This is a genomic window from Chryseobacterium sp. GW821-FHT04C04 (assembly GCF_059420365.1).
The window spans coordinates 674,782-697,205 of sequence record NZ_JBWKTO010000002.1 but is presented as its reverse complement, the minus strand read 5'-3'; the positions used below and the strand labels follow the sequence as shown (position 1 = coordinate 697,205).

At 37.8% G+C, this 22,424-nt stretch carries 15 protein-coding genes and 1 other RNA gene; 6 read left to right on the top strand and 10 right to left on the bottom strand.

The window, feature by feature from the left end; translation table 11 throughout:
- The first annotated feature begins 47 nt into the window (after nt 1–47).
- Both AC07UM_RS09295 and AC07UM_RS09290 read left to right on the top strand, forming a co-directional pair.
- Nucleotides 48–4,478, top strand: coding sequence for a GEVED domain-containing protein (locus AC07UM_RS09295; protein ID WP_494682187.1), 4,431 nt, complete (start codon nt 48–50; stop codon nt 4,476–4,478).
- A 229-nt stretch (nt 4,479–4,707) separates the two neighbouring features.
- A complete protein-coding gene (locus tag AC07UM_RS09290; RefSeq protein ID WP_494682186.1) occupies nt 4,708–9,384 on the top strand; it encodes a GEVED domain-containing protein in 4,677 nt (1,558 codons plus the stop codon).
- 138 nt (nt 9,385–9,522) lie between these two features.
- On the opposite strand, the gene coaE is transcribed toward AC07UM_RS09290, so the two are convergent.
- Genes coaE through ruvB form a run of 4 tightly spaced genes read right to left on the bottom strand, consistent with a single transcriptional unit; the run spans nt 9,523 to nt 12,717 of the window.
- On the bottom strand, nt 9,523–10,152 hold the full coding sequence (gene coaE, locus AC07UM_RS09285) for a dephospho-CoA kinase (RefSeq protein WP_494682185.1): 630 nt from the start codon (nt 10,150–10,152) through the stop codon (nt 9,523–9,525).
- 8 nt (nt 10,153–10,160) lie between these two features.
- Nucleotides 10,161–11,027 (bottom strand): MBL fold metallo-hydrolase, encoded by an 867-nt coding sequence (locus tag AC07UM_RS09280; RefSeq protein WP_494682184.1) that lies wholly within the window; start codon nt 11,025–11,027, stop codon nt 10,161–10,163.
- 13 nt (nt 11,028–11,040) lie between these two features.
- Complete coding sequence (locus AC07UM_RS09275) at nt 11,041–11,652, bottom strand: FMN-binding negative transcriptional regulator (protein ID WP_494682183.1); 612 nt, start codon at nt 11,650–11,652, stop codon at nt 11,041–11,043.
- A 42-nt stretch (nt 11,653–11,694) separates the two neighbouring features.
- Nucleotides 11,695–12,717, bottom strand: coding sequence for a Holliday junction branch migration DNA helicase RuvB (gene ruvB, locus AC07UM_RS09270; protein ID WP_494682182.1), 1,023 nt, complete (start codon nt 12,715–12,717; stop codon nt 11,695–11,697).
- Between the two features lie 246 nt (nt 12,718–12,963).
- Here ruvB and hutI point away from each other — a divergent pair, with 246 nt between their 5' ends.
- From hutI to AC07UM_RS09255, 3 genes are all read left to right on the top strand, one after another.
- Entirely contained in the window at nt 12,964–14,187 is a 1,224-nt protein-coding gene (gene hutI, locus AC07UM_RS09265; RefSeq protein WP_494682181.1) for an imidazolonepropionase, read from the top strand.
- 88 nt (nt 14,188–14,275) lie between these two features.
- Nucleotides 14,276–15,196, top strand: coding sequence for a formimidoylglutamase (gene hutG, locus AC07UM_RS09260; protein WP_494682180.1), 921 nt, complete (start codon nt 14,276–14,278; stop codon nt 15,194–15,196).
- Between the two features lie 134 nt (nt 15,197–15,330).
- Nucleotides 15,331–16,626, top strand: coding sequence for an aldehyde dehydrogenase family protein (locus AC07UM_RS09255; protein ID WP_494682179.1), 1,296 nt, complete (start codon nt 15,331–15,333; stop codon nt 16,624–16,626).
- Between the two features lie 113 nt (nt 16,627–16,739).
- Here AC07UM_RS09255 and pyk read toward each other — a convergent pair whose 3' ends face one another.
- The 6 genes from pyk to ssrA all read right to left on the bottom strand — a co-directional run bounded on the left by pyk (nt 16,740) and on the right by ssrA (nt 21,913).
- On the bottom strand, nt 16,740–18,185 hold the full coding sequence (pyk, locus tag AC07UM_RS09250; protein ID WP_124534754.1) for a pyruvate kinase: 1,446 nt from the start codon (nt 18,183–18,185) through the stop codon (nt 16,740–16,742).
- Entirely contained in the window at nt 18,178–18,651 is a 474-nt protein-coding gene (locus tag AC07UM_RS09245) for an IPExxxVDY family protein (protein ID WP_494682178.1), read from the bottom strand. Before AC07UM_RS09245 ends, pyk begins: the two co-directional genes overlap by 8 nt.
- A complete protein-coding gene (gene rnc, locus AC07UM_RS09240; RefSeq protein WP_494682177.1) occupies nt 18,629–19,393 on the bottom strand; it encodes a ribonuclease III in 765 nt (254 codons plus the stop codon). The genes AC07UM_RS09245 and rnc overlap by 23 nt, the downstream gene beginning before the upstream one ends.
- 9 nt (nt 19,394–19,402) lie before the next feature.
- Nucleotides 19,403–20,647 (bottom strand): beta-ketoacyl-ACP synthase II, encoded by a 1,245-nt coding sequence (fabF, locus tag AC07UM_RS09235; protein ID WP_103233925.1) that lies wholly within the window; start codon nt 20,645–20,647, stop codon nt 19,403–19,405.
- A 34-nt stretch (nt 20,648–20,681) separates the two neighbouring features.
- Nucleotides 20,682–20,921: an acyl carrier protein gene (locus tag AC07UM_RS09230; RefSeq protein WP_002976354.1), complete on the bottom strand. Its 240-nt coding sequence runs from the start codon at nt 20,919–20,921 to the stop codon at nt 20,682–20,684.
- Nucleotides 20,922–21,515: 594 nt separating this feature from the next.
- Nucleotides 21,516–21,913, bottom strand: a transfer-messenger RNA (tmRNA) gene (gene ssrA, locus AC07UM_RS09225).
- Between the two features lie 269 nt (nt 21,914–22,182).
- On the opposite strand from ssrA, the gene rpsU reads away from it, so the two are divergent.
- Complete coding sequence (gene rpsU / locus AC07UM_RS09220; RefSeq protein ID WP_045501128.1) at nt 22,183–22,380, top strand: 30S ribosomal protein S21; 198 nt, start codon at nt 22,183–22,185, stop codon at nt 22,378–22,380.
- The last annotated feature ends 44 nt before the right edge of the window (nt 22,381–22,424 follow it).

Genomic DNA, 22,424 nt, shown 5'->3' with positions numbered 1-22,424 from the left:
TAAAAATTGTTTAGATTTGTATGATTAATATTAATAATGAAAACATTATGAAGAAACTCTTTACCTCTTTAATTCTGTTTCTCTGTTTGATCTGTACAGGCTTTGTATCAAAGGTCTCTGCCCAGGCAGGCCAGATTGGGACAGGAACAGGTACCTCAGTGTATCTCCCCATACGTTCCTATTATGGATATAGTTATTCCCAGCAGATTTATACAGCTGCGGAAGTTTCGGCAGCCATTGGTACGTCGACCTATATCACGGCCGTAAAGTTTTATGTAAACACCGTATCTACTTCTCAGGATGCCTATAAGGATTGGGTAGTTTACATGGGAAATACCACCCAGAATAGCTTTACAAGCAATACAAACTGGGTTCCATTAGGTTCTTTAACTCAGGTGTATACCGGAGATTTACCTACCATAACGAATGGAAACTGGGTAACTCTTCAGTTGACTACTCCTTTTATTTGGAACGGAACAGATAATCTTGTGGTTGCTGTAAATGAAAAAACACCAGGGTATTCATCATCGCCAGGTACAGCTTGGGGATCTTATAATGCAGGGGCTAATAGAGGTATTCTCTATTATGAAGATAACGCAAACCCAAATCCTGCGTCGCCTCCTTCGGCATCGGATAGGTATTCGGATATTCCTAGAATACAGTTAGAGAGTCATCAGTTAACTGCATGTACCACTGCACCCCCTACTAATATCACGGTGAACAATATAACTACAGTGTCAGCTGTTGTTAACTGGTATACCGCTACCGGTTCTACTTATGTCGTAAGATATAGAAGTTTACCTTCGGGTGCATGGCAGCAAATTAATGTTACTACCCCTCTTGCAGGTAGTGCAACAATTCCGGGGCTTACAGAGCAAACCCAGTATGAAGTTCAAGTGGCTACTGTTTGTGGAGGTACTCAAGGAGCATTCTCTCCCGGTGTAACTTTTACGACTCCAGCACTTAGTTATTGTGCTTCAGCAGCAACAAGTACTTTTATTGATGGATATATTAACCAGGTTTCTGTCACTGCACAAGGAGCTCCTTCTATGGTAAGTAATTCTGCTCAAAGTGGTTATACAGATTATAGTACAGATCCTACAAGATTAGTTACTTTGGTAAGAGGCGGTACTGCTACTGTTTCAGTTTCAAAAGCATGGCCAGATTATCAATATAGCTTCTTAACGGGAGTTTGGATTGACTTTAACCGTAATGGTATTTATGAAGCGAGTGAAAGAGTGTTAACTTCTCCAAGTAACACGACAACTCCGGTAACAGGTACATTCACTATACCAAACGTTGCAGGTGGTGTTTATACCGGAAACCTGACTACAAGAATGCGTGTTGTAATGAATGAATACAGCCCGATTGCTGCTTGTGGTACTTATTCTTATGGTGAGACTGAAGATTATGCCGTAAAACTTATTGATTTATCAGCATGTACTACAGCCCCACCTTCTAATATTATTGTAAATAATGTAACCCCTTCAACAGCTAATGTTACCTGGACGTCAACTACAGGAGCTACTTATATTGTAAGATACAGAGTTTCTCCTTCTGGTGCATGGCAGCAGATTACTGTCAATACACCTTTGGTAAGTAATCAATTGCTTATAGGTCTATTGGAACAGACCGCATATGAAGTTCAGATAGCTACAGTTTGTGGAGGTACTACAGGAGCCTTCTCACCAAGTGTGAATTTTACAACTCCACCTCTTACTTATTGTACAGCTGCTCCTACAAGTAATACAGCTACAAGTGGCTATATTAATAATGTAACAGTTACTCCGACGAATACGCCTATTATGATAAGTAATTCAGGATCGGACGGCTATAAAGATTATACAACAGACGCTACAAGAGTAGTTACTTTTGAAAGAGGTTCTGCTAATAATAAAATTTCTGTAAACAAATACTGGCCAGGTTCTAGCAGTTCTTATTCAGTTTCAGCGTGGGTAGATTTTAACAGAAACGGAACATTTGAAACAAGTGAGAAAATTCTGAATACTACCTATAATACAACCACTCCGGTAACAGCTACTTTTGCAGTGCCAACAGTTGCGAGTGGAAATGTATATACAGGAACTCTTCCTACCCGTATGCGTGTCGTGATGAGATATTTCGATAACGCTAACCCATGTGGAACATTCACTCAAGGAGAGGTAGAAGACTACGCGGTAAGATTTGTAGATTCTCAACCTTGTACAACAGCTCCTCCAACAGGTATTACAGTAAATAATGTTGCAGCTACTACGGCAACTGTATCATGGATTTCTACTGTAGGAGCTACGTATACTGTAAGATGGAGAGTTGCTCCAAGTGGGGCTTGGCAGACTGCTACTGTACCAGCTGGTCAGAACTTCTATGGAATTACGAGTCTTACAGAACAGACTAATTATGAAGTTCAGGTTTCAACAACCTGTGGAGGTTCTACAGGATCTTACTCATCATCAGTAGCATTTACAACGCCGCCGTTGTCTTACTGTCCGATGACAGGTACGGGAACGAATGACCATATTTCGAATGTAACCGTTACCTCTTCGAACCTTGGAGTTCCTCCAATGAATAATACTTCAGTACAGACTAACTATACAAGCTATACTACTCCAGAGACTCTTATTACTTTAGATGTTAATTCTCAAAATAATAAAATCTCCGTAGCAAAAGGCTGGACCGGTGCAACAGGAAATGATGCTGTGACGGCATGGATTGACTTTGACAGAAACGGACAGTTTACCGATGCTGAGAGAATCTTAATTTCTCCTGCCAATACAACAACACCGGTTACTGCCACTTTTGCAGTTCCTTCAACAGCGTATACAGGACCATTGACAACAACGATGAGAGTGGTAATAAAACGTACCACTGCTCCTACGATGTGTCAGAATGCAGTAGATGGAGAAGTAGAAGATTACCGGGTAAGAATAAGACCTTGCAGCAATGCAATGCCGAATGCTCCTACATTTACTACCACTCATACAACGGCTACTGTTACCATTACAGGAGCAGGAGTAAGTTATGTGGTAAGATACAGGGTTCAGGGAACAACAGCATGGACACAAGTATATGCTTCTGCCCAATTGGGTAACCTTCCATTAGTTATTAATGGATTAACACCTGCTACCACTTATGAAGTAGAAGTAGCGGCTATTTGTGGAGATATTGTAGGAACAGCCACTCCAATCAAAACATTTACGACGAGATGTGATCCAACGCCTCCAAATGTTACCGTTGGCAACATTACTCCAACTACAGCCTTAATTACATGGGCTCCGCTTGCGGCAAGTTCTACGTATACGATGAGATGGAGAAAAGTAGGAACTACAACATGGAATATTATAAGTTTACCTGCAGCTCCTGCAAACACATATGTGTTGGGTAGTGTAGCGCCTTTAGAACCTTACACCACTTATGAAGTTCAGATTGCTAATCAGTGTAACGGAGAAACTACTCTGAATCCATATTCTAACCCTAAAGTATTTACCACAGAAAGAATATGTCAGATTCCTCCTCCGGGATTAACTATTACTCAATTGCTTCCAACCTCAGCAGAGATTACATGGGATCCATTCCCTGGAGCAACCTATGTTCTTAGATACAGAAAAGTAGGTATTCCAAGTTGGACAGAAGTACCATCATTAGTTAATAACCTTGTGTTGACAGGTCTTACAGAATTAACGAAGTATGAAATGCAGGTTGTGAATATCTGTAGCGGTACTCCAGGAAATTATACTCCTCCGTACTATTTCACGACGCCTACAGTAATCTACTGTAAGATGAAAGCAGAAAGTTCTACAGGAGAACATATTTCTAAAGTTACGGTGAAGCCTACAGGTAAGAAAACGATGGAGAATGAATCCGGAGCTTCCACGTATACCGATTATACAGGAGTTCCTAAGACATTTATCGAAATGATCCAGGGCTCTACAGACAATGAGATAATCATTGAGAAGAAATGGACAGGAACTACTTATAACGAAGGAATTGCTGTATGGATTGACTTCAACAGAAACGGAGAGTTTGATATTAACGAAAGAGTGTTTACTTCTTCACCAAATTCAAACAGCCCTGTTTCCGGTAAGTTTAATGTACCTGCAGATGCTTTTGTAAGTATGACAGACTATAAGTATGTTGTCATGAGAGTAGCGATGTCAAGAGACGGTATTCCGGTAAACTGTGCAGACTTCAAGAATGGAGAAGTAGAGGATTACACGGTAAGAATCTCTAAGCCAATTACTGCTAATCCAATAGATCAGACAGGAGTCATGATTTATCCAAACCCTGTAAGTTCAGTATTGTTTGTGAAGAATATCAGCAAAAGAGCTAAATATAAGATTTACAATGCTGCAGGACAGGTGATCGGCGATGGTATTTTACTTAACAGCCAGATCAACGTAAGCAGATTGATCAACGGTGTTTATGTAATTGATATCGATGATAACGGTAAAACTGTTCAGAAGAAATTTATCAAGGAATAAGTAAACTAAATTTCAAATAGAATAAGCCTCCAGAAATGGAGGCTTATTTTTTTGCAATAATAAATGATATTTTTTACGAATTTAAGCTCAATTGCCGATAGTAATTATGGATCTTTAAATTGAATAACTCTTTTATTAATATGTGCTAATGATTTGAGTAATCTCGTTGTTTATTGATAAAAATATAATTAATTTTGTAAGATTAACATATATTTCTAACCAAAACATTATGAAGAAACTCTTTACCTCTTTACTTCTGTTTCTCGGGTTGGTTTTTGGGATGTCATTGCATGCCCAGATAGTCACCATTGGAACAGGAACTAGTACACAGCGGTACCCTTTGACTCCCTATTATGGGTATCAGAGGTCTGCATCGCTTTATACTGCTGCAGAAATAAATACTCCGGGTGGAGGAAGCATTTTATCCGTTGGATGGGAAGCTACTACAACAATGAATATTACCTTCCCGGTCAAAGTGTATTTAAAATCTGTACCAGCTGCTACTACAGCCATCACGGCTCAAAGCTGGAACATCGTAACTACTGGTGCTACTTTAGTGTACAGTGCGAACGTAACCAGCCTAGCGGTTGGTTGGAATACCCTACAACTACAGCTTCCATACAATTATAATGGAACGGATAATCTTCTGGTTTTAGTTGAAACCAATTATGGAGGATCCGGAGGAGGCTCTGGAACGGGTGGAGCAGGCTTTAAATACAGTACTGCCACGGCAAGTCATATGTATTTCGAAGCGGATACTACAGCACCTACAGGAAATGGTACAGTAACGGCCAACAGACCAAATGTTCGATTAACTTTTGGTACAGCACCTACATGTTTACCTATGCCTCCGGGAGGATCTTTATCTACGGGAACAATAACGGCTACCAGCGCAGTACTGAACTGGACAGCTTATTCATCTGCGCCTGCAGGAGGATATGATATTTATTACAGTACCACGAATACTGCTCCGACAGCAGCGACACTTCCATCACAAAATGTTCCTTCCGGAACTACTGCAACTCTTTCACCATTAGTGCCTAACACAACGTATTATGTATGGGTAAGAGCAAAATGTAGTGCTACAGATCAAAGTGTATGGTCAGGATCAATAACCCTTACCACGCCTCCTACATGTCCACCAATGCCTACAACCGGATCATTATCTATTGGTACGGTAACCCCTACAAGTGCAGTACTAAACTGGACCGCTTTTTCATATGTGCCTGCAGGAGGGTATGATATTTATTACAGTACAAGTAATACGGCTCCAACAGGAGCAACTGTACCTTCACAAAATGTTCCTTCCGGAACCACAACAACTCTTTCACCATTAGTACCTAATACAACATATTATGCATGGGTAAGAGCAAGATGTAGTGCAACGGATCAAAGTGCATGGAAAGGACCTCTTTCTTTCTATACAGGATATTGTGTACCTACAGGAGGTACTTCAAGTACATCATATTATTTGAATAATATTACAACAACAGGTGGTATTGCCAACTTGAATTATACTGCAAACAGCTATACAGCATATGTCAATAATTCTGCGACTGTTGTTTCCGCAATACCGAGTACTTCAGTAAATGTGAACCTTGCCGCCGCAGGAAATAATACATATTACTATTATATTTGGGTTGACTGGAATAATGATATGAATTTCAATGGCCCTGGTGAAACTATTCTTGCTACTACAAGCTATACTGCAACTGCAACAGGTACTATTCCAATTACAGCTGGACAGGCTCCTGGAAACTATAGAGTAAGAATGGGAACCTCGGAATTAAATACTATTACTTCTTGTGGACCTGCGAGTGCGGGTAACTATGTGGACTTTACATTAAATGTTATTGCTTTACAACCGTGTTCAGCGACTCCCCCAAGTAATATTGCCGTTTCAAACCTTACTGCAAGTACAGCTGTTGTAAGCTGGGTTCCTACAATAGGAGCAACGTATACCTTACGATACAAAAAGGTTACGGATGCTACATGGACAACGATTAACATTACAACTGCACTTACAAGTAGTCAGCTGCTTACCAACTTAGTAGATCAGACACAGTATGAAGTTCAGATAGCTACTATTTGTGGAGGCGCTACAGGAGCCTTCTCACCAAGTGTGAACTTTACAACTCCGCCTCTTACTTATTGTACAGCTAACCCTACAGGTAATACAGGTACAAGTGGCTATATTAATAATGTAACAGTTACTCCGACGAATGCTCCTATCATGTTTAGTAATTCAGGATCGGACGGCTATAAAGATTATACAACAGATGCTACAAGAATAGTTATCTTAGAAAGAGGTTCAGGAAATACAAATAAAATTTCTGTAAACAAATACTGGCCAGGTTCTAGCAGTTCTTATGGAATTTCAGCGTGGATCGACTTTAACAGAAACGGAACATTTGAAACAAATGAAAGAGTTCTGAATACTACAGCCAGTACAACTACTCCTGTAACAGCTACTTTCTCTGTTCCTAATGCTGCAGGCGGAGTTTATACAGGAACTCAACCAACGCGTATGCGTGTTGTAATGAGTACAAGTAGTACTAACAACCCATGTGGAACATTCACTCAAGGAGAGGTAGAAGATTATCCTGTAAGATTTGTAGATCCTCAAACCTGTACAACAGCTCCTCCAACAGGTATTACAGTAAATAATGTTGCAGCTACTACGGCAACCGTATCATGGATTTCTACAACTGGAGCTACGTATACTGTAAGATGGAGAGTTGCTCCAAGTGGGGCTTGGCAAACCGCTACTATACCAGCTGGTCAGAACTTCTATGGAATTACGGGTCTTACAGAACAAACAAACTATGAAGTTCAGGTTTCAACAACCTGTGGAGGTTCTACAGGATCTTACTCATCATCAGTAGCATTTACAACGCCGCCGTTGTCTTACTGTCAGATGACAGGGTCTGGAACGAATGACCATATTTCGAATGTAACCGTTACCTCTTCGAACCTTGGAGTTCCTCCAATGAATAATACTTCAGTACAGACTAACTATACAAGCTATACTACTCCAGAGACTCTTATTACTTTAGATGTTAATTCTCAAAATAATAAAATCTCTGTAGCAAAAGGCTGGACCGGTGCAACAGGAAATGATGCTGTGACGGCATGGATTGACTTTGACAGAAACGGACAGTTTACCGATGCTGAGAGAATCTTAATTTCTCCTGCCAATACAACAACACCGGTTACTACAACTTTTGCTGTTCCTTCAAATGCATATACAGGGCCATTGACAACAACGATGAGAGTCGTATTAAAGCGTACAAGTGCTCCTATTATGTGTCAGAATGCAGTAGATGGAGAAGTAGAAGATTACCGGGTAAGAATAAGACCTTGCAGTAATGCAATGCCGAATGCTCCTACATTTACTACCACTCATACAACGGCTACTGTTACCATTACAGGAGCAGGAGTAAGTTATGTGGTAAGATACAGGGTTCAGGGAACAACAGCATGGACACAAGTATATGCTTCTGCCCAATTGGGTAACCTTCCATTAGTTATTAATGGATTAATACCAGCTACCACTTACGAAGTAGAAGTAGCGGCTATTTGTGGAGATATTGTAGGAACAGCCACTCCAATCAAAACATTTACGACGAGATGTGATCCAACGCCTCCAAATGTGACTGTTGATAACATTACTCCAACTACAGCCTTGATTACATGGGCTCCGATCGTACCAAGTTCTACGTATACGATGAGATGGAGAAAAGTAGGAACTACAACATGGAATATTATAAGTTTACCTGCAGCTCCTGCAAACACATATGTGTTGGGTAGTGTAACGCCTTTAGAACCTTACACCACTTATGAAGTTCAGATTGCTAATCAGTGTAACGGAGAAACTACTCTGAATCCATATTCTAACCCTAAAGTATTTACCACAGAAAGAATATGTCAGATTCCTCCTCCGGGATTAACTATTACTCAATTGCTTCCAACCTCAGCAGAGATTACATGGGACCCATTCCCTGGAGCAACCTATGTTCTTAGATACAGAAAAGTAGGTATTCCAAGTTGGACAGAAGTACCATCATTAGTTAATAACCTTGTGTTGACAGGTCTTACAGAATTAACGAAGTATGAAATGCAGGTTGTGAATATCTGTAGCGGTACTCCAGGAAATTATACTCCTCCGTACTATTTCACGACGCCTACAGTAATCTACTGTAAGATGAAAGCAGAAAGTTCTACAGGAGAACATATTTCTAAAGTTACGGTGAAGCCTACAGGTAAGAAAACGATGGAGAATGAATCCGGAGCTTCCACGTATACCGATTATACAGGAGTTCCTAAGACGTTCATCGAAATGATCCAGGGTTCTACAGACAATGAGATAATCATTGAGAAGAAATGGACAGGAACTACTTATAACGAAGGAATTGCTGTATGGATTGACTTCAACAGAAACGGAGAGTTTGATATTAACGAAAGAGTGTTTACTTCTTCACCAAATTCAAACAGCCCTGTTTCCGGTAAGTTTAATGTACCTGCAGATGCTTTTGTGAGTATGACAGACTATAAGTATGTTGTCATGAGAGTAGCGATGTCAAGAGACGGTATTCCGGTAAACTGTGCAGACTTCAAGAATGGAGAAGTAGAGGATTACACGGTAAGAATCTCTAAGCCAATTACTGCTAATCCAATAGATCAGACAGGAATCATGATTTATCCGAACCCTGTAAGTTCAGTATTGTTTGTGAAGAATATCAGCAAAAGAGCTAAATATAAGATTTACAATGCTGCAGGACAGGTAATCGGCGATGGTATTTTACTTAACAGCCAGATCAACGTAAGCAGATTGATCAATGGTGTTTATGTAATTGATATCGATGATAACGGTAAAACTGTTCAGAAGAAATTTATCAAGGAATAAGTAAACTAAATTTCAAATAGAATAAGCCTCCAGAAATGGAGGCTTATTTTTGCTAAAAGATCTTGTTGGAGAATAAATATCCAAATAATATTTTCACATAAAAAAAACTCGTTAGAAAAGCTTCTAACGAGTTTTTATTTATTCAATACTGAAAATCACTTTTTCAGTCTGTTCTTTTAATTCTTCCAGATTGGTATTGTTGTAGATAATACAATCTGCCATTTTAATTTTATCCCTTTCCGGCATTTGTTTCTCCATGACAACTCCTACTTCACGGTAGGTTTTGTTATCCCTGTCCATCACTCTTTTGATCCTGATATTATCCTCAGCTGTTACCAAAAGCGACTTATAACATTTTCTGTTGAGCTTGAGTTCAAACAAGAGTGCTGTTTCTTTGAATACCAAATATTTACTCTGCTTTTTCACCCAGTCTTCGAAATCAATCCGCACAGCAGGATGAATAATTTCGTTTAACTGCTGGAGTAGATCTTTGTTGTTGAAAACCTTATCTGCAACAAATTTTCTATCGTACAATCCGTTTTCATCATAGGATTCTTCACCAAGAAGTTCCTTGATTTTTGTTTTCAGTTCTTCGCTTTCATTAACGATTGCCTTTGCCCTGTCATCAGAATAGTAAACCGGAAAACCGAGCTCTTCTATAAATTGGGCTACTGTTGTTTTTCCAGAACCTATTCCGCCTGTTAATCCTATAACCTTGGGCGATGGTTCCGGTTCTATCTGTTGTATTTCTGAATGTAATTCTTCCATAATTAAAATTAATATCCAAAAACATCATTAAAGGTGAACGTTTCATCAAGTCTTACGCCTTTCTCAGTCATTTTAAGGCTTGCAAGTTCATTGTGAGCATCATGTTCAAAGAACAATAGATATTCGTTGTCTACACATTGTTTAAGGAATTTTCCTTTCTCTTCCAAGGTTAAAAGAGGTCTCGTATCATATCCCATTACATAAACCTGATTGATATGCCCTGCTGTAGGAATAAGGTCTGCCGCAAAAACAACAGTCTTTTCCTGGTATTGGATTACCGGGAGCATTTGCTTTTCCGTATGGCCGTCTACAAAAATGACATCCATTTTAAGATCCGGGGCAAAACCATAATTACCGGTAGTAGGAAGGGGTAAAAAATTAAGCTGGCCGCTTTCCTGTATCGGCATAATATTTTCCTTCAGGAAACTTGCTTTTTCTCTCGCATTAGGTTCAGTTGCCCACTGCCAGTGGTTTTCATTAGTCCAGAAGTGGGCATTTTTGAAAGCCGGTCTATATCCGGTTCTGTCGTCATTCCACTCTATAGCACCACCACAATGGTCGAAGTGAAGGTGGGTAAGGAATACATCGGTGATATCTTCCTTTATAAAGCCATATTTCTTTAGATTTTTATCAAGAGTATCATCTCCCCAAAGAGAATAATGTCCGAAAAATTTATCATCCTGCTTGTTGCCGAGACCGCAGTCTACAAGGATGAGTTTTTTTCCGTCTTCTATAAGCAGGGAACGTGTTCCCAACTCGATTAGGTTTTTTTCGTCTGCTGGGTTTGTTTTTTCCCACAGACTCTTTGGGACGACTCCGAACATAGCGCCGCCGTCCAGTTTAAATTTTCCACATTGTATTGGATATAACTTCATATGTATATTTTGATTATTTCTTTATTAATTTCATTTTCTCCGCAACCTTTTTTCCGCTATCGTCAGATTGTTCAAGTTGCGTAATGATGTTGTTAAAATCAGCCTCTTTCCTGTTCTGGGAAAGTTTTTGCTTGATAAATATTTCGGTAGGAATTATTTTCATCCCAAAAGCTCCTTTCATTTCCTTTTCTACAAATTCTTTTCCCATATCTTTCACCATCATTGGACATTGCTGGAAATTTTCATATTTGGATGTTAATTTATCCAAATGGGTATAAAGCTCGTCATGGTTCATCAATTCAACCCTGCCATAGATCTGTACTGCCTCGTAATTCCATGTGGAAACATTAATATGATCATACCAGCTGCTGGAAATATAAGTATGGGCTCCCAAAAAATCACAGAGCACTTCATCGCCATCTTTTAAGATTTTTGCCTGAGGATTTGCTCTCGAAATATGAGTTTCAATATAAGCATTTTCAGGGTCATCTTCATTCAGCATCATCATAGAATGAGTCGCCCTGATTTTATCAGCGGAAGAAATCAGTAAAGCAAAAGAATTTTCCTTGATGATATCTCTCATCACATCAAAATCTTCACTTCTGTATAATTTGGGTATAAACATAAACTAAGAAATTCTAATTAGCCTTAAACCATGAACTTTGCCTTAAAAAAGCTCACCCGGATTTTTAGGTCTTGTAATATTTAAATGTTTGTAAGCCTTGTCAGTAACTTCTCTTCCTCGAGGAGTCCGGATAATAAATCCTTCCTGGATCAAAAATGGTTCATAAACCTCCTCTAAAGTTTCAGGGTTTTCAGCAATAGATGTGGCAAGAGCAGAAATACCAACGGGCTTTCCTTTGAAGTTTTCAATCATAACACGCATGATCTTATTGTCCATTTCATCCAAACCGAATTCATCCACATTCAGAGAATTTAATGCATATTTTGTGATATTGATTTCAATTTCACCATTCCCTTTGATCTCAGCAAAGTCACGTACCCTTCTCAATAATGCGTTGGCAATCCTTGGTGTTCCACGACTTCTTCTTGCAATTTCTATCGCGGCATCTTCATAAATAACAACCCCTAAAACCCTTGCACTTCTTTGAATAATCATTGATAAAAGTTCAATAGAATAATATTCCAGCCTGCTTTGAATCCCGAATCGGGCAAGCATAGGTTTCGTAAGCATTCCGCTTCTGGTTGTTGCGCCCACCAGGGTAAACGGATTCAGTCCGATTTGTACACTTCTGGCATTAGGACCTGTTTCCAGCATAATGTCAATCTTGTAATCTTCCATTGCAGAATACAAATATTCTTCTACAACAGGGGATAAACGGTGAATTTCATCAATGAAAAGAACATCATTTTCTTCCAGATTGGTCAATAAACCAGCTAAGCTGCCGGGTTTATCCAATACAGGACCCGAAGTGATTTTACAATTTACCCCCAATTCATTGGCAATAATATTGGCTAAAGTAGTTTTTCCAAGCCCTGGCGGACCATGTAATAAAACATGATCTAGTGCTCCACCACGTCTTTTCGCAGCGGTAACGAAAACATCAAGGTTCTCCAGCGTTTTTCTCTGTCCCGCAAAATCTTTAAAGCTTTGGGGGCGGATCTGTTCTTCCTGCATGAGTTCCTCTCGTGAGTAGTTTTCCTTATCTGGATGTAAAAAATCTGGCATTAATTCATTTCATTTACTTCAAAGATAGCAAATTTAGACTAAGGTTGAAGGGCAGATTGAGAAAAGGTTAAGATTGATACAGACGTTTAGACTCACGTTAAAAATGAGAATCGCTAAGATTGAAATAATTGGGATATTTTAAGTATTTTTGAGAGAAGAAATTATTAATAAAAATTAATAAATTTTGATTGTTTAGATAGATCAATACCAATTGATGACGTAAACATTCGCCTTAATATTAAATAAATGAAATTAATAGGACCATTTAAGCAGGTGGTAACACTTGCTAACTTACCATTAAGAGGAAAACTTTCCGATGAACAACTGGAAATTATTGTAGACGGAGGGATTATAGTCAATCAGAATACCATTCAGAAAGTTGGGAATTTTGAAACATTAAAAACAGAAAATCCTACCATAGAAATCGAAAAGATAGAAGGAGAACAGATTGTTCTTCCTGCTTTTGTAGATTCACATACCCATATCTGTTTCGGAGGAAACCGTGCTAATGATTTTGCCATGCGTAATGCTGGGAAAACGTATCTGGAAATTGCAGAAAGCGGCGGTGGAATATGGAGTTCCGTACAGCACACAAGAAATGCTTCAGAAGAAGAATTATTGAAAACTTTGATTGAAAGAATCAACTTTCTGGTTGACCTGGGAATTACCACAATTGAAGTAAAGAGTGGTTACGGACTGGACCTGGAAAATGAGCTGAAGATGCTTAGAATTATTAAAAAAGCACAAAATTCAACGAAGGCCACTTTGGTACCTACCTGCCTTTCGGCACACTTAAAACCAAGAGATTTTGAGGGAAGTAATCCCGAATATCTGGAATATATCATTACCGAAATTTTACCAAAAGTAAAAGAAGAAGGATTGGCGAATAGAGTAGATATTTTCATTGAAAAGTCTGCATTTCAGCCTGATGAGAGTAAAGAATTCTTACTTAAAGCAAAAGCATTAGGTTTTGAAATTACTGTTCATGCGGATCAGTTTACCCCGGGAAGTTCAAGAATTGCGGTGGAAGTAGGAGCGAAGTCTGCAGATCATTTGGAAGCAACCATTGATGAGGATATTCAATTTTTGGCTGAATCAGATACTGTGGCAACAGCTCTTCCTGGCGCAAGCTTAGGATTGGGTGAAAAATTTACTCCGGCAAGGAAGTTATTAGATGCAGGAGCTATTGTAGCCATCGCAAGTGACTGGAATCCGGGATCAGCTCCCATGGGAAATTTAATTACACAGGCTTCTATTCTGGCAACTTTCCAGAAACTGACGACTGCCGAAGTTTTAGCAGGAATGACTTTCCGTGCTGCTTATGCACTTAATCTTGAAGATAGAGGACAATTGGACGCAGGAAAAAAGGCAGATTTTGTAACTTTCAAAACCAATAATTTCCAGAATGTACTTTATAATCAGGGAAGCTTAAAAGCGGAAAGTGTATACATTGATGGGAATCACATTTAAAATTATAAATTAACCATATTTGTTCTTCAATCAGCTAGTTTCTGATATATGCTGGTTGAAGAATAGACAATAGGCAAATGACTGAATAATGAGTAATATTTGGCAAGGCAGATTGGACGGAGAAGAACTTCTCTATCACAGATTATTTCAAAGGGTAAAGGAAGAACGTAATTACGACAACATTTCTACAGATGATTTTGTTTTGCATGGTTTTGCTGTAGATGAAGGAGTAAGGAGAAACAAAGGTCGTCAGGGAGCCAAAGATTCGCCTGATCTGATCAGAAAGAATATGGCTAATTTTCCGGTGATTATCCCGGGCTTTTCAATGCTGGATTTTGGGAATGTTACCTGTGAAGATAGGAATCTGGAAAACACTCAGAATAATCTAGCCAAAAATGTTTCAAAAGTACTTTTAAAAGGCGGAAAATCTCTTGTGCTGGGCGGCGGTCATGAAGTCACGTATGCCCATTATTTAGGGGTGAAAACAGCCTTTCCTGAACAAAAAATCGGGATCATTAATATTGATGCTCATTTTGATAACAGACAGCCGGAAAAAGGGGTAGGGCCAAGTTCCGGAACTGGATTCTGGCAGATTGCTCAGGAAGGTCCTATTAATTCTCTTCATATCGGAATTCAGAGAAACTCGAATACGCTAAAGCTTTTTGATACAGCTCATCAATTTGGGATGAAATACATCCTTTCAGATGAATTATTTTTTGAAAACCTTCCTTCTATCTATCAGCGTATAGATGAGCTGCTGGATAATGTGGATTTCGCCTATCTTACTATTTGTATGGATGTATTTAACGCATCTATCGCTCCAGGAGTTTCCGCTTCAGCATATAATGGTATCTTTGCAGATACAACCTTTATGCATTTTTACAGACATATCTTAAAAAACAAAAAACTGGTTGCACTGGATGTAGCAGAAGTTAATCCGTCTTTCGATATTCAGGATAGGACGGCGAGGCTGGCAGCATGTCTTGTGAATGAATGGCTAATGATGTAAAAAGTTATATTCTTCCGATAGAGAAAATCATTATTTTATTAACCCCTAAGGAATGAAATTTGCTGATTTCATCGTGCTTTTAAAATAAAAGCGCTCATAAATTCATTAGCTGAATTTAAAACAGAAATTATATTATGGAACAATTGATTGAAAGCAAGCTTATTAAAGCAGATAAAGCGTTTTCAGTGTGGAGAAAAGTGCCGTTTGAGGAAAGGCAGAAGTTAATTGCAAAAGCAGCAGAAATTTTAAAAAATAATTCTGAAAAGTTTGGGACAATCATTACGAAGGAAATGAATAAGCCTGTTTCAGAATCGATTGCTGAAGTAGAAAAGTGTGCTTTAATGATGAATTATTATGCAGACGCTGAGAATATTTTAAAACCTGAAAAGGTTGAATCCGAATTTGCTTATTCAGAAGTTCATTATGTTCCAAAAGGAGTGATTTTAGGAGTAATGCCGTGGAATTTTCCTTTCTGGCAGGTATTGAGGTTTGCTGTTCCTGCAATTTTAGCTGGAAATACAGTTGTTTTGAAACATGCTTCGATTTGTTTCGGAAGTGGAAATGCAATAGTAGATGTTCTTTTGGAAGCAGGCTTTCCGGAAGGTATTTTCCAGAATCTGGAAGTAGGACATCAGGCTGTAAAGGAAATTCTTGAACACGATGTTGTAAAAGGAGTAAGCTTAACAGGGAGTGGTAAAGCAGGGGGAGAAGTGGCTTCAATAGCTGGTTTAAATATCAAAAAATCTTTACTTGAATTAGGAGGAAGTGATGCTTTTATCATTTTCGATGATGCGGATCTGGAAACAGCAGCAAAAGCAGGAGTAAAATCCAGACTTCAAAACTGTGGACAAACCTGTACTGCAGCAAAAAGATTTATCATAGATGAAAAGATTGAAGGTGAATTTTTACCTAAATTCATTGAAGAATATAAAAAATATGAAATTGGAGATCCTTTAGATAAGGAAACTAAATTAGCCGGAATGGCAAGACCCGATCTTGCTGATGAGTTAGAGGCTCAATTCAATAGAGCATTGGAAAATGGCGCAGAAATTATTATTCCTTTGGAGAGAATTTCAGAGAATGAATTTAAACCTGGTTTAATCAGAGTTCAGGAAGGAAATCCAATTTTGAAAGAAGAACTTTTCGGACCTCTTGGAATGATCATGATTGCAAAAAATGATGAAGAAGCTTTACAAATGGCCAATGATATTCCTTTCGGACTTTCCAATTCAGTTTGGACAAAGAAACCCGAGCGTCAATTATTCTTTATTGAGAATCTTGAATCCGGAACGGTGAATATCAACAGAATGACGAGTTCTGATCCACGTTTTCCATTTGGGGGAAGCAAGGCTTCAGGATATGGAACTGAGCTTTCTTTGCTGGCTTTAAAAGAGTTTGTAACAGCGAGAACTATTGTAGGACATTATTAAGGTGGGTATTAATGACACAGCCTTATTTTTATAAATAAAAAACTCCCGGAAATCAATTTCCGGGAGTTTTTGTTTTTGTATGTTTTGACAAAAGTAATTTGTCTTTTCTTCTTTTAAACGGTAGTCAGTCTCAATGTATTCGTTTTCCCACCTTCATATGATGGAGTAGCATTGATGTTGATTACGAAATCTCCTGTTTCGATATAGCCATAGTTATGGGTTAGCATATTTACCTGGATGATGGTTTCATCAGTAGACTTTTTCATATCATAATAGTAAGCATGAACTCCCCAAAGAAGGTTCAGCATAGCAATTACTCTTTTGTTTCCACTGTAAACAATGATCTGAGAGTTAGGTCTGTGTGCTGCAAGCTGGAAAGCGGTATACCCCGAATGAGTAAGCGTTACAATAGCAGAAACGTTGGTTGTTTTAGCAATTCTTACTGCTGCAAGACAAACTCTATTGGTAATGAATCTCTCATCGATGCAGTTGTAATCCTTTTCGATAGGTTCATTTTTATGTTGGTAAAAATGAGTTGTTTCGATATTCTTTACAATTTTAGCCATGTTTTCCACAACTTGTACCGGATATCTCCCTACAGAAGTTTCTCCGGAAAGCATTACAGCATCAGCTCCATCCAATACAGAGTTAGCAACGTCATTTACTTCTGCTCTGGTAGGAGTTAAGCTGTTGATCATGGTTTCCATCATCTGAGTAGCAATGATAACTGGTTTAGAATAGAACCTAGCCTTTTCTACCAGATTTTTCTGGATAGCAGGAACTTCTTCCATTGGAACTTCTACACCCAGGTCACCACGGGCAACCATTAATCCGTCACATTCTAGAAGAATTTCTTCAATATTTTTTACCCCCTCAGGTTTTTCAATCTTCGCAATGATTGGAGTTTTGAATTTACCATTTGGATGCGCGTTGATAAGCTCTTTCAAGTCGATAATATCCTGAGCATGACGAACAAATGATAAGGCAATCCAGTCAACTTCCATGTCAAGCATGAAATTAGCATCCTGAACATCTTTTTCTGTCAAAGCAGGAAGAGAAACATTCGTATTAGGTAGATTAACTCCTTTTTTAGAACTTAACGGACCTCCTTGAATGGTTTTTGCTTTTACAGTATCTATTTCATTGGTTTCGATAACTTCTAACATTAGTTTCCCATCGTCAATAAGGATTCTTTCCCCTACTTTTACATCCTGTGGAAACTGTTGGTAAGTCATATAAACCTTGGTAGAATCTCCTTCCATCTTTTCATTAGTGAAAGTAAGAATATCTCCAGGGTTCAGATAAGAACCTTCTTTTACAACACCTACTCTTAGTTTAGGTCCCTGAAGGTCTCCTAGAATACCCACTGAATACCCATACTCGCTGTTTAGCTCTCTAATTATTTCAATATTTGATCGAACTAAGTCGTAATCTGCATGGGAAAAATTTATTCTGAAAATGTCAACACCCGCTTTCATTAAATCTAACATTACCTCCTTCGATGATGAAGCAGGTCCTAGTGTTGCGATAATTTTTGTCTTCTTTAAATACTTATTCATAATACTGGATAATTTGATAAAGTTCCTCATCAGAACTCAGTGTATAATCTTGAATTGGAAACACAAGATTTTCAGGGAGCAAAATTACGGAAAAATCAGGAAACTGTTCCGAACTATGTAAAATATATTCGACATCTGCCTGATTATTTAATAAAAATTTAATGTTTTCTTCTTCTGTAAACAGTTCCGTCTGAACTTTTTTTTGCTTACTTTCCGAAGATTTATTTGAAATAAAGGTAAAACAAGTTTTTGAAAACTTGTGGTAGGCCTCATATCTAGGAAAAAAATAATCATAATACCCCCCATGAAAGACAAGATCTTTCTTTCTTTCAAAAGTAAGGTTGTTGATTTGATTTATTTTATAGAAAAACTCATGAGCAGGTATATCTTTTGCTAATCTTACCAATCCTATGGCAATATCTTCAAATTCTATATCATCAAGATCATAAAGTTTTTGAATTTCCAAGTATATTTTCTTTTTTATTTAAAATATAAAATGCCCTCTGTGCTGCTTTTTCCTCTGCTTTTTTCTTGGATGTTTCCGTCGCATTTGCAATTTTTTCATCCCCCAGCCACACGTGGCATCTGAATACGACAGATTTATTAACTTGTATTTCCTCGCAGGTTTCGTACTTTATATTAACCTTCTTCTTTTGGCTCCACTCAAGCAAGAGGCCTTTGTAGCTTACAATTTTATTTTCAAGCTTGTTGATCTCGGAAGGGGTCAGTAATTTTTCCAGAATGATCCTTTTGCAGGCGTCATAGTGGAAGTCTAAATAAACGGCACCGATTAAAGCTTCGAATAAATTTCCGGAGATATTTTCGCCCAAAGCTGAAGAACTGTTTTGCTTTTGCAAAAGGCTGGTAAGCTTAAGGTCTTCTCCTAATTTATTGAGGTTTTTCCTATTAACAATCTTAGATTTCATCTGTGTCAGGTATCCTTCATTAGCTTGAGGATAAGTCTGGAACAAATGACAAGAAATAATTGTACCCAAAACAGAATCTCCTAAAAATTCAAGTCTTTCGTAATTGCTGTCTTGATTTTTAGAAGAATTTTTCAAAGAAAAAGCTTCGCGGTAAAGAGCTATATTTTGTACCTCGGTACCCAATACTTTTTTAAGTTCGGTACTGAGAAAATATTCTCTCTCCGTGAGTTGTCTTTTTCTTTTTTTGATAAGGAATTTAGAAAAGTATTTCTGTAACTCCATTCATTGAATTTAGATTTTCTTAAATAGAACGCAAGCATTATGCCCGCCAAATCCGAAAGTATTGCTCATGGCTACTTTTACATCTTTCTTCACAGCTGAATTAAACGTAAAGTTTAGTCTGCTGTCAATATTTTCATCATCAGTAAAATGGTTGATGGTAGGAGGAACAATACCATGAATAATAGTTCCTAATGCAGCGATAGCTTCAATAACACCTGCAGCACCTAAAAGGTGTCCTGTCATTGATTTTGTAGAATTAATCTGAATGTCATAAGCATGCTCGCCTAATAATCTTGAGATTGCATTGGATTCTGCGATGTCTCCTAATGGAGTAGATGTACCATGCATATTGATATGATCTACTTCATCAGCAGTTAAACCTGCATCTTCCAAACAACTCTTCATTACCAGATAAGCACCAAGACCTTCAGGGTGTGGAGCAGTCATGTGATGTGCATCAGCACTCAAACCTCCTCCTAATAATTCTGCATAAATTGTAGCCCCACGTTTTACTGCGTGCTCATATTCTTCAAGGATGATTGTTCCTGCACCTTCTCCTAATACAAATCCATCTCTGTCTTTGTCAAAAGGTCTTGAAGCTGTTGTTGGATCATCATTTCTTGTAGAAAGGGCCATCATTGCATTAAATCCACCGACACCACTTGCTGTAACGGCTGCTTCAGAGCCTCCGCACACAATCACGTCTGCTTTTCCTAACTGGATCAGCATTTTGGAATCAATTATAGCATTTGCTGAAGATGCACATGCAGATACAGTAGTATAGTTGGGTCCGTGGAAACCATATTCAATTGAGATATGACCAGGAGTGATATCTGCAATCATTTTAGGAATAAAGAAAGGGTTAAATCTCGGAATTTCCGTATTTGCCCATCCTAATACCTCAGTTTCGAAAGTCTCTAAACCTCCAATTCCGGATCCCCAGATTACACCAACTCTGTTTTTGTCTACATTGTCTTCAATAATTCTGGAATGTGCCACTGCTTCTCTAGCAGCAACAAGCCCCAATTGAGTATTTCGGTCCATTTTTTTAGCTTCTTTCTTATCGAAATGCTGTAGTGGATCGAAACTCTTCACCTCACAGGCGAACTTTGTTTTAAAGTTTGTGGCATCAAAAAGAGTAATCGAAGCGGCACCGCTCTCACCTTTTACAAGGTTTTCCCAGTATTCTTTTGCATTATTTCCTATTGGTGTTATTGCTCCAAATCCTGTTACAACTACTCTTTTTAATTCCATAAACTTTGTTTAATTTCTTTTTTGTTGAAGAATATTATTTATTTACTACTTCTTCGATGTAAGCGATAGCGTGTCCTACAGTAGTAATTTTTTCAGCCTGGTCATCAGGGATTTGAATATTAAATTCTTTTTCAAATTCCATGATAAGTTCAACTGTATCTAGTGAATCAGCTCCTAAATCGTTAGTGAAGCTAGCTTCAGGAGTTACTTCTGTTTCTTCAACGTCAAGCTTATCAGCGATGATAGCTTTTACTCTTGATGCAATGTCTGACATAGTAAATTATTTTTTTAATTGTTAGATGGTGCAAATATATAAAATTCTTTACGATAAAACATTTTTTTAGTCTTTTTTGTGGGGTAGAAGCTTTCATTTTGGGTTGTCTCGGTTTAGTCTTTTAGTTTTCAGAAGGTTATATTTGTTACTTGTAGATAAATATAAAGCCAATCATGGAAAGTCTAATAGATGATATAAAGATATATCTTCCAAATTTCACTATTGTGAACTTTAGTTTCAAGAAATATGATCTTTAAGAAGTAATTTATCTTCGTTTTTTAGCTCCAAAGATTTCATTTTAAATGATAGAAAGATTTTATTATTTAAAAATATTAGTACAATATATAGTACCAGATCATTTTAATGGAGAAGTATGATAGGAATTAAACTCGGAAAACAATAAGGTAATTAATAAATCCAATCGAACAAACTTATTCTATTAAATGTTAAGCAGTTCTTTATGTTGAATAGGTATACTATATAGTATGTGGCTCATATTATTATATAGACATTGTGTTGATGGCTTGTTCCGGTTTCTTTGTTATATGAGTATGTGATAAATTAAAAAGAGAATCTAAATAATAGATTCTCTTTTTGTGGAGTTGGAGGGATTCGAACCCTCGTCCAAACAAGCAATACATAAGCTTTCTACATGCTTATTCTACTATTGATTTTCGACTGGAGGCAGAGAGCAGACACCCAACTTCCAGCTTATCTTCTAAGTTTTCGTGTTTTAGCCGAAGCTTCTAAAACCTTATTTCCGCATTCCTATATCCCAGAATCAAACGCCGCAGAACAGAGCATTTGTGGAATATCTTGCTTCCTTACTATCTTCGGGAAAACGCTTGATCTACTATACTTCGATATTAAGCTGCAAGAGCGAACTCTTCGTTGCCAGTTAAAATTTTGTAGCAAGGAATTATAGAGATCGCGCTACGGTTCTCTGCATGCTTACTTACCCATTGGTCTTGCTGTCGAAACCAGTCAACCCCATGAATAAAGTGAATGCAAAGATAATGCTTTTAGTTTACATTTCATTAATATGGCTGAATTTAATGAAAATTAGGGGTAGGGTATACGGACTAAACATCTTGTGATGAGCATATTTGATCATTGTGGATAAAAATTATATTCTTTGTTAACGATCTTAAATACTAGATTTTTAAGCAAATTTTGAATAAAAAAGTAATTGTTTGTTGTAATATATTTTGTACTTTAAGAAAAAAAGTCTAGTTTTGCAATCCAAAATGAGATGTAAAATATGTTAATAATTCCAGTAAAAGATGGTGAATCCATCGACAGAGCTTTAAAAAAATACAAGAGAAAATTTGATAAAACAGGTACAGTTCGTCAATTAAGATCTAGACAAGCGTTTATCAAGCCTTCTGTAACTTTGAGACAATCTAAGTTAAAAGCTGCTTACAAACAAAGAGCACTTAGCAAGGAAGAGCAGGCTTAAGAATTTTTTTCTTAAACACATATTAAATTCACTTCTTAAATATT

Bases quoted from the DNA above. Each gene is read 5' to 3' on its own strand.
- AC07UM_RS09280 (WP_494682184.1), bottom strand. From the start codon at position 11,027: ATGAAGTTATATCCAATACAATGTGGAAAATTTAAACTGGACGGCGGC.
- hutG (WP_494682180.1), top strand. From the start codon at position 14,276: ATGAGTAATATTTGGCAAGGCAGATTGGACGGAGAAGAACTTCTCTAT.
- rpsU (WP_045501128.1), top strand. From the start codon at position 22,183: ATGTTAATAATTCCAGTAAAAGATGGTGAATCCATCGACAGAGCTTTA.
- AC07UM_RS09295 (WP_494682187.1), top strand. From the start codon at position 48: ATGAAGAAACTCTTTACCTCTTTAATTCTGTTTCTCTGTTTGATCTGT.
- AC07UM_RS09290 (WP_494682186.1), top strand. From the start codon at position 4,708: ATGAAGAAACTCTTTACCTCTTTACTTCTGTTTCTCGGGTTGGTTTTT.
- rnc (WP_494682177.1), bottom strand. From the start codon at position 19,393: ATGGAGTTACAGAAATACTTTTCTAAATTCCTTATCAAAAAAAGAAAA.
- ruvB (WP_494682182.1), bottom strand. From the start codon at position 12,717: ATGCCAGATTTTTTACATCCAGATAAGGAAAACTACTCACGAGAGGAA.
- pyk (WP_124534754.1), bottom strand. From the start codon at position 18,185: ATGAATAAGTATTTAAAGAAGACAAAAATTATCGCAACACTAGGACCT.
- AC07UM_RS09230 (WP_002976354.1), bottom strand. From the start codon at position 20,921: ATGTCAGACATTGCATCAAGAGTAAAAGCTATCATCGCTGATAAGCTT.
- AC07UM_RS09255 (WP_494682179.1), top strand. From the start codon at position 15,331: ATGGAACAATTGATTGAAAGCAAGCTTATTAAAGCAGATAAAGCGTTT.
- coaE (WP_494682185.1), bottom strand. From the start codon at position 10,152: ATGGAAGAATTACATTCAGAAATACAACAGATAGAACCGGAACCATCG.
- AC07UM_RS09275 (WP_494682183.1), bottom strand. From the start codon at position 11,652: ATGTTTATACCCAAATTATACAGAAGTGAAGATTTTGATGTGATGAGA.
- fabF (WP_103233925.1), bottom strand. From the start codon at position 20,647: ATGGAATTAAAAAGAGTAGTTGTAACAGGATTTGGAGCAATAACACCA.
- hutI (WP_494682181.1), top strand. From the start codon at position 12,964: ATGAAATTAATAGGACCATTTAAGCAGGTGGTAACACTTGCTAACTTA.